12 protein-coding genes are annotated in these 13,819 nt (G+C 56.0%); 3 read left to right on the top strand and 9 right to left on the bottom strand.

Going from position 1 to position 13,819, the window contains the following annotated elements; genetic code table 11:
- Positions 1-122: 122 nt before the first annotated feature.
- From HF257_RS30635 to HF257_RS30615, 5 genes are all read right to left on the bottom strand, one after another.
- On the bottom strand, positions 123-749 hold the full coding sequence (locus tag HF257_RS30635; RefSeq protein ID WP_185709834.1) for a ubiquinol-cytochrome C chaperone family protein: 627 nt from the start codon (positions 747-749) through the stop codon (positions 123-125).
- Between the two features lie 148 nt (positions 750-897).
- Entirely contained in the window at positions 898-1,938 is a 1,041-nt protein-coding gene (locus HF257_RS30630; protein ID WP_153432943.1) for a hypothetical protein, read from the bottom strand.
- Positions 1,938-3,422 carry a hypothetical protein gene (locus HF257_RS30625; protein WP_185709835.1) on the bottom strand — a complete coding sequence of 495 codons (1,485 nt, stop codon included), beginning with the start codon at positions 3,420-3,422 and terminating at the stop codon, positions 1,938-1,940. Before HF257_RS30625 ends, HF257_RS30630 begins: the two co-directional genes overlap by 1 nt.
- Positions 3,423-4,229, bottom strand: a complete 807-nt coding sequence (locus tag HF257_RS30620; RefSeq protein WP_185709836.1) for a hypothetical protein — start codon at positions 4,227-4,229, stop codon at positions 3,423-3,425.
- A 10-nt stretch (positions 4,230-4,239) separates the two neighbouring features.
- Positions 4,240-5,673, bottom strand: coding sequence for a hypothetical protein (locus tag HF257_RS30615; RefSeq protein ID WP_185709837.1), 1,434 nt, complete (start codon positions 5,671-5,673; stop codon positions 4,240-4,242).
- A gap of 604 nt (positions 5,674-6,277) precedes the next feature.
- Between HF257_RS30615 and HF257_RS30610 the strand changes: the two genes are divergently transcribed.
- Both HF257_RS30610 and HF257_RS30605 read left to right on the top strand, forming a co-directional pair.
- Positions 6,278-7,180, top strand: a complete 903-nt coding sequence (locus tag HF257_RS30610; protein WP_185709838.1) for a hypothetical protein — start codon at positions 6,278-6,280, stop codon at positions 7,178-7,180.
- 53 nt (positions 7,181-7,233) lie between these two features.
- A complete protein-coding gene (locus HF257_RS30605) occupies positions 7,234-7,425 on the top strand; it encodes a hypothetical protein (RefSeq protein ID WP_185709948.1) in 192 nt (63 codons plus the stop codon).
- Positions 7,426-7,636: 211 nt separating this feature from the next.
- On the opposite strand, the gene HF257_RS30600 is transcribed toward HF257_RS30605, so the two are convergent.
- Genes HF257_RS30600 through HF257_RS30590 form a run of 3 tightly spaced genes read right to left on the bottom strand, consistent with a single transcriptional unit; the run spans position 7,637 to position 11,944 of the window.
- Positions 7,637-9,298: a N,N-dimethylformamidase beta subunit family domain-containing protein gene (locus HF257_RS30600; RefSeq protein ID WP_185709839.1), complete on the bottom strand. Its 1,662-nt coding sequence runs from the start codon at positions 9,296-9,298 to the stop codon at positions 7,637-7,639.
- 14 nt (positions 9,299-9,312) lie between these two features.
- Positions 9,313-10,644, bottom strand: coding sequence for an MFS transporter (locus tag HF257_RS30595; RefSeq protein ID WP_185709840.1), 1,332 nt, complete (start codon positions 10,642-10,644; stop codon positions 9,313-9,315).
- A 49-nt stretch (positions 10,645-10,693) separates the two neighbouring features.
- Positions 10,694-11,944 (bottom strand): MFS transporter, encoded by a 1,251-nt coding sequence (locus HF257_RS30590; protein WP_185709841.1) that lies wholly within the window; start codon positions 11,942-11,944, stop codon positions 10,694-10,696.
- Positions 11,945-12,046: 102 nt separating this feature from the next.
- On the opposite strand from HF257_RS30590, the gene HF257_RS30585 reads away from it, so the two are divergent.
- Entirely contained in the window at positions 12,047-13,015 is a 969-nt protein-coding gene (locus tag HF257_RS30585; protein WP_185709842.1) for an AraC family transcriptional regulator, read from the top strand.
- Positions 13,016-13,052: 37 nt separating this feature from the next.
- On the opposite strand, the gene HF257_RS30580 is transcribed toward HF257_RS30585, so the two are convergent.
- Positions 13,053-13,814, bottom strand: a complete 762-nt coding sequence (locus tag HF257_RS30580) for an SDR family oxidoreductase (protein WP_185709843.1) — start codon at positions 13,812-13,814, stop codon at positions 13,053-13,055.
- Positions 13,815-13,819 lie beyond the last annotated feature (5 nt).

Below are 13,819 nucleotides of genomic sequence, written 5' to 3'. Positions count from 1 at the left end.
CACGTCCCGCCGAGCCGGCTTTGCCGGCACGATAATTACTAATCCCTTCAGCTAAGCATCTATCAAGAAGCGGGCATTGCTTCGCGTGCCATATCTAAAATCAACGTGTATTAGCGGGACGCTTACGTCCATACGCCGGTGATGGCCCAGCCAATTGGCCCCGCCAATGCTGCTATTCCCCTGCCTAATACAGCGCTGCCTGCGACTCTGGCACCCACTCCGAGTAACTGTTTGGCCACCGCTCCGGCAATTATGCTGGACAACTCGTAGGTCAGATAACTCGCCGCCTTGGCGCCCAGTAGGGTGACCAATGAGGATCCCGATAGCAGCGCGCTCAGGTCCGCCCGACCTAAGCCAGCCTCCTTGAGGATTGCTTCCATATCTTCACGCGCCTGGCCATCGGCTTTTTTCAAAGCATCGCGAAGTATCTTTTGAATCAGCTCTTCTTCCAGAACCGTAACGGAAGTGAATTTGCTGGCCTTGAGTACACCGAATTTACTCGCGACATCTTGCACGACTTCAAGGTACTCAGGACCTTCCTTACGAAACAGATTAACGAAGGAATTACCCCCGAACAGGCGTATCTCCTGGAGTATCTGCGCTGCATATTGGTGATGATCCGGCGCGTGCGATTTGTACAGTTCGTGACTGGAAAGACTTTCTGTACTGGCCTCCAGGATGTACTTGACCAACGGCGCAAGATCCTCATTTGAGCATTGCGCCAATACATCTGCTGTCGAAACGTCCATCAATACCTTTCTCCCTTAGCTAAACAGCTACAGATGCCGCAACCTAACCCAATCACCTTGCTTAACTGCAAAATGAGCGGGATTAATTCGTGTGGAGCCAGCGCCGGTCCGACGACAGCCAAAAATATGTAATAGCCACGCAAAGGCGCTACCGCCTGACTTCTACCTTGTAGAACAAATTCTCAACCATTAGCCGCCGTCGATCAGACGTCACCGCATCCTGAATCAGACTCGCCAAGCGCACGTAGTACTTGCACTCTTTCTGCGTACCCAAATCCGATACCGGTTTAGCCGCTTGAATAAAGCTCTCATAGGTACGAGTGGTATTAGCCATCAGCTCGCCAATACCTGGCAGCGCCATTGCATCCTCCTGGCGCGCGGGCGGCCAGGCAGGTTCGAACGTGAGATTATTCTCACTGAGTTTGACGGTGAGGAACATCTCCGGCTTGCCCGTAACCTCATTCACCCAACACGGTGGAAGGTCGCCGCCGCGCCCCTTGTTTAAGCGGTTTTGCAGGAACTGAACTTGGCCCCGTAAGTCTTTATTCGCTTTCTGCAACTCAACCGGATTTACGCCGCTTTTTTCTGCCTGAACCAAGGCCACAGCATGCTTGATCGTTTGCTGGAGTTGATCATTTGTTGTCCCGAAAGCTGCCTCTAGCATGTCTTCTTGGGCCTTTAACGCCGCGACACGCTTCACCACATCGGTAGGCTGCGCGTCGCTTTCTTCATCAGGATCGACAACCAGCTTTTTCAACTGCTCAAACGACATCATGGTTTCTAGTATCAGTTGCTTGGCGTCATCGCCTTTCTTCTGGCCGGCCACTTCCATCAACGCTTTTTCAATGGCCGCAAGAGCAGTCAGCTCTTGATCTTTTTGGGTCAAGAGCACTTTCAAGCGATCCAGCTCTGCATTGGCTTTCGAGGCATCTATCAATTTGCTGATGATCTCATCAGGCTTACGCACACCTAATGCGGTCATACGTGCCTTCAACGCCTCGGCTACTGTACTGATCGCCTTTTCACGCATATCCAAATCCTGGAAGGCGGCCACTTTCTCATTCAGCGCCTGATTTTTATGGGTTAACTTAAAAATCTGGTACCCCATTAACAACAACAAAATAAAGCAGACGATGATAAAGATTTCGGTAAGCGAGAGCTGAAAAACCTGATCGTTCTTTCCGCTCATTAGGTGGTTCTCGCATCAGCCGGGCGGGCAGGCTCGGCATGTTGATTGGCCGCCTCCCCAATCGATACATCGCCGATCTTAGTGATCAGAGCATCCATCTGGCTGTGAGCGGTTTCGATCGCACGATTGTGCTGCTCCATGCGTGCGGCGATCCCCTGATGCTTTTCATTACTATCAACCAGTGCATGAATCAGCGGCGCCAAGCTGAACTCAAGACGCTCAGCCAAAACGTCTCGGTTGGTCTGAGTGACCTCACGTACACCTTTCAGGGCATCGGTGACTTCAGTGCTCAGTCGCTCTACCGTATCGGCGTTTTCGATTCGAATGCTCAGGGCCTCCAGCTTGTCTGCAATGCGTTCAACCGATTGCTGGCGAGTCTTGATTTCGTTGAGGTACTCCTCTTGTTGGTCGTCCAGCGAATCCAGATATTCTTTCTGCACACGCTCAACGCTGTCCATGACTTCTTTGCTCTGCTGTTTCATCGCATCCACCAAACGCTCCTGGCTCGTCACAATGGCACCGACCGCGACTAGGTTTTCATCCAGAGTCTGAGTTTTGGCGTTCAGGTTGCGTATGGCCGTGGTGACTTGGCGGGTGGCAGTTTTGACATCTTCGGCGAGGGATGCAACGCCTTCACTGACGCTGTCCGTTGTGCTTGCCAAGGTATCGATTGAACCACCCAACTTGCGGGTGAACAGGTCATCTGGAAAGATCATTTGCTCTACACGATCACGCGCCATCGTGCCGAAATCCAACGCGTTATCTTCCATCTGGCGCAACGTGATGGCACTCTTTTCGGTCAGTTCATTAATAGTGATCAACAATTGGTCACTGGCTAGCCGAGTGTTTTCCAGGATGAGCGAAAAGGCTTCATTGCTCTGCTGCGTAGCATTGGCAAAGTAAGCATCGGTGACGTTGATGTTGTGCTCATACAGCGCCTTGACCTGCTCCTTCACACTCTGCACAGCCTCTCGGGAAGCGACATCAACTTTATCCCGGAACACTTCGAGCTGCTGGAAGCTATTGTCAAAGGAGATAGCGAGGTTTTCGGCTGCATGAATCGCCCGCTCTTCGACACTTCTGACCGCGTCGTTGGCGTCGATACGAAATCCGGTATGAATAACTCGCGCTAACATACCCAGCGCGGTACTGACCATTGCGGCGCCAAACCGAGTAGCCATTCCATTCAGGTTATCGCCTAGGCTCTCAATATCCAGCAAGCAGATGATGATGCTGGCGACAGTGAACAGAAAACCCAGGTAGTAAACTGAGTCGGCAAACTTTGCCAGGGTGAGTTGCTTATCCCATTTTTGTCGAACCGTATAGCCAATGGTCCAATAGCCCACCATCACCGAAAGAGGAAAAACAAACCCTAACCACTTAGGGTCTTTTAGCAACAGGCTGGCAATCGACAGGCTAATTTTCAGTACTACGGCGATCGCAAAGTAGGTGCTGACGCGCCTGATCCATTTATTGACGTCCATTTACAGCCCCTCAACCCGGGAAAACCCTTCCACGGATACACCGTTATCTTGAAAATATTGCTCCCAGAACACTGCCAACTTGTTGCTCTGCAGCACTTTTTGATCAGCCGCCAACAAATTGATCGCCACACTGCTACCGTTCAGCCCCGGCGCTGCAGCATTTTGTCCATAAGCAGTTTTGCGAAACTCCGCATACTGCGGCAGGGAGGCCTTATACATGCTGAACTCCGGCATGTTTGCCAGCATGTCCGAGTAAATCACCAGCCTGCGTTCACCTGACACATGGGCTCGCTCAAATCCATTGATGCCTACCAGCTGCAGCATCTGGAAAATTGGCGAGTTTTTGCTGCGCTCTTCCAGCGAGATCTTGTGCACGATGTCATCGAACGGTTTTACGAATTTTTGGTTAAAGTCGCGATCAACAAACTTTTTGTTACTGGTCTGTTGGTTTCTATCCTTCCACTGCCCGGGATTGCAGCGCTCAAATAGCGGTTTTTCATTGCTTTTGAAGTCTTCACCGAGTAGAAACACCGAGAGCAGGTAGCCTTTAGGCAGCTCCTCAGTAACCATCGTTTTCAGCCGTTGGCCCAAGGCAACTTTCTGAGTAAACGGGAACGGCGACGTGTTGTCGATCAACACTATGTATTGCCCTTTAGGCCCCGTAGACGGGCAAAGAGTCTCCTTATCGAAGGTTTCACGGGTGAAGTTGATATAAATCATAGCGCTGGCCGCAATCAGGGCGACACCACCGAACATTACGCCGACAGCTTTACCGGAAAGCCTTTTTTTTTGGGCATAAATTGCCATCCTGACCTCCTTAAAATAGCTGCTGCAGCGGCTGTACTTGATCGTATTTCTGGTTAAAGGACGACTGGATTCGCGCTCTGATCGTCTCGAGACTGGAGATCATTTCGTGCATCAAGCGTTCTTGTTCCGCCAGTTTTAGCTCGTCCTTTTCGGTGCAAAAATTGGGCATCTCGGTCTCAACAAAAGTCACCGGCTCGTCGAAATAGGCCGGCGGCGGATTATCGCGAGGTCGGGCCATTTCGTTTTCAATTCGGTATGTGCGAACCAGACTGGTCAGTGTTTCGTCGGCCAGCACCATACGCTCATCCACAACTTTCTTGATGACCGCTTTTTGGCTCATGCTTCGCTTGAAGTTTTGGATGGCTGATGAGGCACGATCAACGTTCTGGTCGATCAGCAGCAATGATTCGACCTTGCGCTGTTCAAGCACTTGTCGTAAGGCCTCAATTGCAAAAACATACCTGCGTTGCGAGTCTTCGTAAGCTAGGTAAGCCCTCGCGTACCCTGGATAACGATCTGTCCAGGTATAACCTTTATAAACAGCTATCAGCCCGAAAATAACCGTCAGGGCAAATAGCGCGCAAGAGCTGATGTCCTGGAATGGAAGGACCGACGTGTGGATATAGCCGAGAATCAGAGCAATCGATGATTGCGATTCATCTTCCAGTTGAGGCAGCACAAAACGGAAATACGCAGTTCCTAGACCAACAATGACCATGCTCAGCAAGGAGGCAGCGAACGCGAAATATCCTGCAAAAGCCAGAGAGGGTTTTACATGGTGTTTATAAGTACCGGCCCTGCCGAGAAAAAAGCATACAAGCACGTTGAATGCCGAAAGCATCAGTGCAGTGACAAATCCGCCCACATATCCGCTGGCCATGCCCTCTGAAAACAAAAAGGCGTTTCCCGCCCCCTCAATGACAATCATCGCGATCAGCAGGCCACCATTCTTCCATTTCGCATCGCCATCAGATGCCTCTGCAAGCCGACCTTGCAACTTGTGCTGCTCGCGAAACGCCTCCAGCGAACGAGCCTTGTCCTCAGCTAGCTGCTGAAGCTCCGATAGCTCGCCGTCCATTTTTGAAATGTCTTGATCAGCGTTTCGCTCAAACTCATCACCTAATGCAATCGTGCGCTTGATATCGCGGGTCACGTCAATCGAGTCCAAGCGATCATCCAGAATTTTGAGCGACCGCTCGCCGTACTTGAGTATCTGCTCGCGCATTCTGCCGAGCACCCCTCGAATACTGTGCTCAACATCTGACAACTGGGTGGCTGTACTGGACGGCACACCCGCTGCTCCACGCAGCTTTGCCAACTCAACGACCCGTAGTTCCCGTTGGATTTTCTCAGGATCAATTTTTGGCAGTACATCGCTATCCGGCTCATCCTTCCGACTGAATAGCTGGACGATGAAAGCCAGGAGCTTTCGAAAAAAACTCATTTATAGAACCACAAAAAATCAGAAATGGAGGGGATGCAGAGATAGGAGAGCACTAGGCTTACGTCCAATAGGACGCATAGAAACACGCGAGTGTCGCGGCCATCCCTGCGCCAGCGTCGAGTAGTGGCTAAATAATGCCAAGCGCTACAGATAAGGGCAACAAATCAGTACAAAAATATTTGATTCTGGACAAATGGTCAGTGCTGTTCTGGGAATACCAGCCGCCCTGTTCTAGCGAGCCTCATTTAACAGGCGATCCGCTGGATATTTCCGCATTAACCCCATACTGTCCGCCGCAGGAGCCTTCAGCCAAAGTCCAGACAGCCCTTTGGGCAGGACCACGACTATGCGTTTCCCATCCTCGGGCCGATGAAAACTGCGCATCAGCGCGTTTGCGTATGCCTTTCTGAAGGACGTCCTCACTCGCCTGCCGATGCAGCGGGCGAGTGCGCAAGAAGTTGATTTATAAGCAAGACGGGATGCTCGTCTGCTTACAAGGTGCCTAGAGAATCCGAGGCGATTCAATTTGGTGCCCGGCACCTACTGGCTTTTAATCGGGTTTAAAGACCTTCAGAATGGCGTTTTCTGATCGGCGGGCAATGGAATGAGTGACCGGTTCTTGCTGTATATCGACATCCTCGGTTTTTCAAACATGGTGCGAGACGAGCCGAGGAAGGTGGTTCGTGTTTACGAGATTCTCGATACCTTGAATGTTCATACCCGATCCGACTTCAAGGTGATCGTTTTCTCTGACACCATCCTTATCTATAACAGTCAACCAGCATCTGCCACCACAGAAAGCAAGTTTTGCGTGCAAACACTGGTAGATTGCGCTGAAGATCTCCATCACCGCCTAGTGGGCCAGGATATTTTTTTTCGAGGAGTCATCGTTAAAGGTGACTTTGAGCATTACAAGCGTAGCCACGTCGAACGTTTTTTTGGCGGGGCACTTATAACTGCATACCATGCAGAAAAGGACATTCCCTCTTTGGGTCTGTTCATCACCGACGAATGCAAAGCGTTTGGTCTGTTTCAGCCCACAGCGGCTTTTTCCCCAGACCTGTCGTTCGTGTTTTTGTGCCATGGGCTGCAGTCCTTGAGCACGCTCGCAACGAGAGCATGGCCTATCAATCTTGGAGGTAGTCCTGGAGAGGACTTTGGGTTTCACGTCCCCTGGGATGTCCGCTTTTTGAAAGACATCTACTCACAGATGCGGGCGCATTCATCACCTGCGGTCCGAACAAAGTTTCTAACTGCGTGGGACCTCTATTTGCAACGGTATCCAAGGGCTCTAGCGGCCTTGGTGCAACACGACTTCAGTGTCAGAGCACTTGCGACCAGCGACTGGGACCAAGCGACCAAGGCGCTGGAGGACAAAATTAAGTACTTCAAACGAATAGGAAGCGGAACAGATCTATCGAAATCAATTCAGGAAACCTCCAAGAGTCTTCAAGGAAAACGAATCTGGAGATCAAAACGTCCCGCTCCGAAGGGACCCTCAATGTGAGTGGTTGCTAGAGTTCCAACGACAACCGGGCAGTATGTCAGCGGAGACGATGAATGAAGTACCCAGGCGACCCCACTGATGAGACTTCGCCTTCGTGGTACCACGACCGGATGCAGTCCTACATCGAGCAGGAGTTCCAGAACGCGACTGAGGATCTCGCGAGTGCCATCGAGAGCGAACCCTACTCGACGATGGTTCGCGAGTTTTTACAGGGCTTTGAGGCGCGCCTGGTTACCGTTCCCTAGGCTGGATCAACACATTTTCAACACCTGGGCAATCTCGATCGCCAGTGAATCACATGTGAGTGGGGGCAAAAATGGGGGCAAACCAAAACTTTCTTGGCCTGAAAATACCGTGCTAGCGCCAAGTCAAAATGTTTTTTGGCGACCCCGATAGCCTGTAAAAACGATCCCACCCGGCTACAACCCCTTTAAAACAACCTCCTTTTTAAAGAAGTCAGCAAACCAGCGTACTACGCAAGAAACGCTCAAGTACATTTTTTGTGATCATCACGGTGTAAATGTCTGCCTGCATGAGCCCATGTACCCATTCGCAGGTGGCGGCGGTAAAGACCTCACCTCGTCCTTTGTGGAAGTGCACCAGCATGCCGGCCCCGCGGCTGTGAGACGCGATGCTGGCATCGCTGAGGTCGGGCGCCAGGATGGACGCGCGAAACCGGGCATCGCCATCGCCGAGCATGAATGAATAGTCATCCTCGGACCGGCCGTGCTCGGCGTTGGTCGCCCAGCCCATTGCGAGAATGTGCACTCCGTTGGGCGCCCCGTCGGTGCCGAGTGGCTCTGGAAGGCCGTCGATGAACGTGTATTCGAGGCCATCCACTTCATAGCCAAAGATGTTGGCTTCGTCGCCGAACATGTCCGCGTAGCCAAGGCCCGTCCCCATAAACGCCCAGTGCTCAGGCCTGAAGACTGTGTATCCGCGCGGGTGGCGCGGTGCCATTCCCCCAAAGCTGCCGTATATCCCGCGCAGCGCATTCACCCCGAACGTCGATGCCCCGGGGTGATTTACCCTCGGATCTTCCCAGGCCCCCGTTAGCCGATGCGGCTCGGTAGCCGCCACAGGATCGAGCGCGCCGGCATCGTACTTGTAGGCCACCTGCCGCCGCCCCTCATCCTCCAGGCGAATCTGCCACATGAAATTGCCGGCGAATCGCGCGACTTTACCGCCCTCTTCGACAAAGGCGTCGACATGGTCGCGCATTTCCCGCGTCCAGTACTCGTCGTGTCCGGCGAAGACGGCGCAGGCGTAGCCCTCCAACGGGTGCGGGTCGTGATGCAAATCGTCCTGGGTGAGGATATGCACCGTATAACCTTGCTGTTCGGCCCAGACCACAAAGGGTCTCTCGAAAGAAGCCCACCCCGCCAGCGCGTAGTACTTGGCGTAACCGTTAAGGCCAGCCCATTCGATGAACTCATAGCGCGCCGGCCCGGGCTTTCGGGGACGGGTCGCATTGACGCAACGTGGCGCATCGTCCGGCAGCCACACCTGCCCTCGTGCCCAGGGGCGCTGCGCCGACAGCAACGGTGAGCGTCCACGTGGCGTGCCGGGGTGGAGGCCAAAGTAATGATTGGCACCGCCCCAGTCGTTATAAGCGGTCCACGTTGATGTGGCCGCGACGAGTACCAAGGCATCGGCACGCTTGCGTAACGCCTTGACGATAAACAGATGATGCCCGAGGACACTGCCAGCGCCGTCCCGTACTTCCACTATGTAGCCACCCTGCTCGGCATCAACGGGGATTGGCCATTGCAGGAAGACTGGCCAGTGGCAGCCGTGCTCATAGGCACGTTCAGGCAGGGGATGGAATCGAGCATCAAGGCTGCCGGTGGTATGCAGCGTGCGGGCAATGGCGCCATCGCGATAGATCCTGAGGCTCACCTGCGGGCAGTTCGACGACAGATAAAGACAAACCGAATCACCCGGGCTATAGGCGCGGCGATCCGAATAACACCAGGCGGCCGCCGGGCCTGATTCTGACGGGACTTCAACCCAGGTCTCGCGTGCGGCCTGGCGTGGCCCGGAAGTCTGGCTGACGGTCACGTTGGCGCCGGGCCGTTCACCTCGTGCAGCGGGGTTTTTGAGGTCTGTGGAATTCATTGAGTCGTACTCCTTTATTCGGCTGACTCGGCGGATCGACCAGCCAAGGTATGTGCGCTGACTCGGGCGCCTGGCGCCTCGATGTGCGTAAGGTCGATGCCCGCCGTTTCGTCGATCAGAAACCCTGCCAAAACGGTGACTACGCCCAATCCGATCACATAGCTGACGTACAGATAGCCAAGGTCGGCGCCGCTAAGATAGTTGTGCAGGTAGGGAGCAGTGCCGCCAAAGATCGCCACTGACACCGACGAGACCAAGCCGACGCCTTGGGCCCGTGCCTGGGTGGGCACCTGCTCGGAGAGCACCGCGGGAAAAATCGCCGCCATCAACGACCAGGCGCCGAGCCCCAGCAGTTGGGCCAGAAACAGCGTATAGGGCTCAGTGGTCACCATTATCGAGAGGGGATAGGTCAGTACGATCACCCCCACGCCCCAGGCGATGACCATGGGCCGGCGCCCTACCCGATCGGACAACATCCCGCAGACCGGCAGCCAGCACACACAGAGGATCTGCGCGAGAAGACTGGCGATATAGGCACCCGTGGCGTCCATGCCTTGAGCAATCGCCGTCGCAGCGCCGAACGTGACCCAGGCGTAGTAAGTGACATTGGCGGCCGCAGCAAGCATGACGATGTTACGTGCAACACGTAGCATCTCCCCCGTGGACAGCTTGCGCGGCGGCCGCGCCTGCCCCTGCTGCGCTACAAACACATGAGACTCCTGCGCACCGCGACGCAAGAACAGCGCGTAAATACCGAGCACTCCACCGATAGCGAAGCCTATCCTCCAGCCGTAGTCACCCATGGCCTGCGCGCCCAGCAGCCAGGTGAGTGTCGCCGCCACGGCCGTCGCCGCCATCACCCCTAGCGTCACCCCCACATAAACCGAACTCGACCATAAGCCACGGTGTTTGCTGGGAGCGATCTCGGCGACATAGGTGTAGGAAACCCCTGTTTCGCCACCATGGGCGAGTCCCTGCATAAGCCGGAAAAACAGCAGCGCGACCGAGGCATACAGGCCGATGCTCTGGTAGTCAGGAATCAGCGCGATGCCCAGGCTGCTGATCGCAAGCAGCAGCATGGTGAGCACCATGATGGTCCGGCGCCCCAGCCGGTCGCTCAGTCGGCCAAACAACCATCCGCCGATAGGGCGTGCGACAAAGCCAACCGCAAACACCGCCAGGGTCGCGAGCATCGCCGAGCGTGCATCGGTCTTGTCAAACAGGTTGCTTGCCAGGTACACCGAAAAGGTTGCGTACAGGGTCCAGTCAAACCATTCGAGCGCATTGCCGATACCTGCCGCGCGCAACGATTTGAGGCGTCCTTGGTGAGACGTCGTATTGTTCATGGGTTAATTCCTGATTACCGATGGGATTGAAGCGATTTTGCAAGCCGGATCAAAGGTGCAGCGCGGGCTTGGGCTGGCGAGCGCCATGGGCAGAAGGGACGCGGACCCGCAACGCAATCAGCAGCGCGGCCAGCAGCATCAGTACGGCCGCTGCGACGAATACGCCTGCGCTGCCACCGACGCTGAACACTGCACCGCCAGCAGCGGCGCCTGTTGCGATGGCGGACTGCACAGAGGCCACCACCATGCCTCCGGCGCTTTCCGCCTGATCAGGTACCGCACTGGCAACCCAGTTCGACCACGCCACCGGCACCCCACCAAAGGCCAAGCCCCAGATCGCCAGAAGTACCGCCTGCCCGGGCAACGACGCTGGCAACAGCACCAACGCCAGTGCTGCAACGCCGACCAGCGCGGGCATCAACACCAGAGTGGCCAGCGGGTGCTGCTCCAGCAGCCTCCCGGCCAACAGCGTGCCGACGAAGTTGGCCACACCGAACCCCAGCAACATCAGTGAGAGTTCTTGCGGGCCAATGCCGGTCGTCCCTTCAAGAAATGGCCGAACATAGGTGAACATCGCGAAGTGCCCGCTGTGCACCAGCACACAACCGAACATCCCGATGGCAATGCCTGGGCGCCGCAACACTTCTAAAACAGTGCGCAGCCTTGCCGGGCGACGCGGCGCGAGACGCGGCAGAGTGAACGACTGAAAAGCCAGGGTGACCATGCCTACCGCCGCCGCTGCAAAAAACGCGCTGCGCCAGCCATACAGCCCGCCCAGATAGCTGCCCAGCGGCACTGCAACGACCGTCCCGATGGCAATGCCGCTGAAAATAATCGATAGCGCCCGGGGCAATAGAGCGCTCGGCACCAACCGCATCGCTACCGCCGCGGCCATGCTCCAGAACCCGCCAAGGGCAATGCCCAGCAAGATGCGCATCAACAACAGCACCGCGAAGCTGGACGAAACGGCGACCAACACATTGGATGCGACCATCAACGTGGAAAACCCCAGCAGCACCCAGCGCCGGTCGATGCCACGGGTCAGGCCTGGCACCAACAAGCCGGCGAACAGCGCTACGACGGCTGTCACCGTTACCGCCTGGCCAGCCAGCGCTTCGGATACGCCCAGGTCAGTCGCCATTAGCGTCAACAAACTGGCCGGTAGGTACTCGGCGGTCAGTAACCCGAACACCCCCATTGCCAATGAGAACACGGCCATCCACGCGGGGGTCGCAGGTTCTACATCCAAGCCGACGCCAGGATGGCGGTCGGGTACGGCGTTACATACACAGTCAGTCATTGCACGGATCTCCCAATCTTCATTGCGAGCCGCAGTCTAGGCGCCGGGACCGGGATGATCTATGATCAAAAATCTCTACTTTTTGACTAAAACACCTGAACGATGCCTGTAGACCAGTTTGCTCTTTCCTCGGACCTCATCAACGAGCTGTTGCGCGGCATGCGCCTGCGCGGTGTCGAATATCGGCGTATCCAGGCCGGTCCTACCTTCGGTTTGGGCTTCACGGAAAAACCTGGGCATGCGTGGTTCCACTTCATAGCCGTCGGCAATGCGGTGCTGCGAATGGAGGATGGCACCACTTACGAGCTGTCTGCCGGCAACGCCGTGTTCATCTCCCATGGCGCGGCCCATCAACTGCTTTCACATCCGGACGCGCCTGTTCTGGACATCGACCGTCTAGATGGCGCCCCACTGGGCGATACGGTCAGCGCAGTGGCTACCGGAGCCGATGCCAGCCGCACGCCGAGCACAATTTTGTTCAGTGGTTGCATGGAGTTTGAACTGGGCAGTATCCATGGCCTTGGCAGGCTGATGCCGGGCCTGATGCTGATTGATGCCGGCGGCCAGCGTTACCCCGGCCTGGTGCCGATCCTGACCACCATGGAACGCGAGGTTAGCGCCGCACGTGTCGGCTTCGCCGGTATCCTCGCGCGTTTGGCCGACGTGGTGGCTGCCATGGTCGTTCGCGGCTGGGTGGAGTGCGCCTGCGGCAATGCCTCAGGCCTGGTCGCCGCGTTGCGCGATCCGCGCTTGGCCGGTGCTCTGCTTGCACTCCATCAGCAACCGGGCCGCGACTGGACCGTTGCGCAGTTGGCCGCGCACTGCAATACCTCACGCTCGGTCTTCGCGGACCGCTTCCAGGTGACGATCGGCATGGCCCCGCTGCGCTATGTCACCGAACTGCGCATGCGGCTTGCGAGCCAGTGGCTGACCCTCGAAAGGCTACCGATTGAAGAGGTGGCGCAGCGTTTGGGCTATACATCGCAGGCCGCTTTCAGTCGTGCATTCAAGCGTATTACGGGTAAGACACCTGGGTTAAGTCGCAAGGTGAGGCAGCCCGCTGTGACTTGAAACCCAGCGCAAGCGGTCGATGGTCCATGCCCCGGACTCATTTACCGCCCGTCACGTCGAGGAATGTACCGGTAACGAATGATGCCTCCGCGCTCGCCAGCCACAGAATCGCACGTGCCACTTCCTCCGGCTGACCACCTCGCCCCATGGGGATCGAATCCTTGACACGATCGACCCGCCCCGGCTCACCGCCACTGGCATGCATATCGGTATAGATATGTCCGGGGCGAATACAGTTGACGCGTATGCCTTCTCGAGCCACTTCCTTTGCAAAGCCAATGGTGAACGTCTCCAACGCCCCCTTTGACGCCGCATAGTCGACGTACTCATTGGGACTGCCAAGGCGCGCCGAGGCCGATGAGACATTGATCACCACGCCGCCCGGGCCGTTATGACGGTAAGCCATGCGCTTCACTGCCTGTTGGGCACAGAGAATTGGCCCAATGGCATTGACCGCAAAAATACGCTGCATCCGCTCGAAGCCGAGGTCTTCCAGGCGTGACTGAGGCGCCAGCATCCCGGCATTATTGACCAGCACGTCGATGCGTCCGAACGTGCGGTCGATGGCTGCGAACAAATCGGCCACTTGTTGCGGATCCGCACTGTCGGCCCGCATCGCCAACGCCCGGCGCCCCAATGCTTCTACATCCGCAGCCACGGTCAGCGCTGCAGACTCGTTGGCCACGTAGCTAATGGCCACGTCATAACCTCTTGCGGCCGCCAGCCGGGCGGTGGCCGCCCCCACTCCACGACTTCCACCGGTGATTAGAATCAACGGTGCCTGCGAGACATTGACCATGAAAT

The organism is Pseudomonas cremoris (genome assembly GCF_014230465.1).
This window is presented reverse-complemented; position numbering and strand designations above follow the sequence as displayed.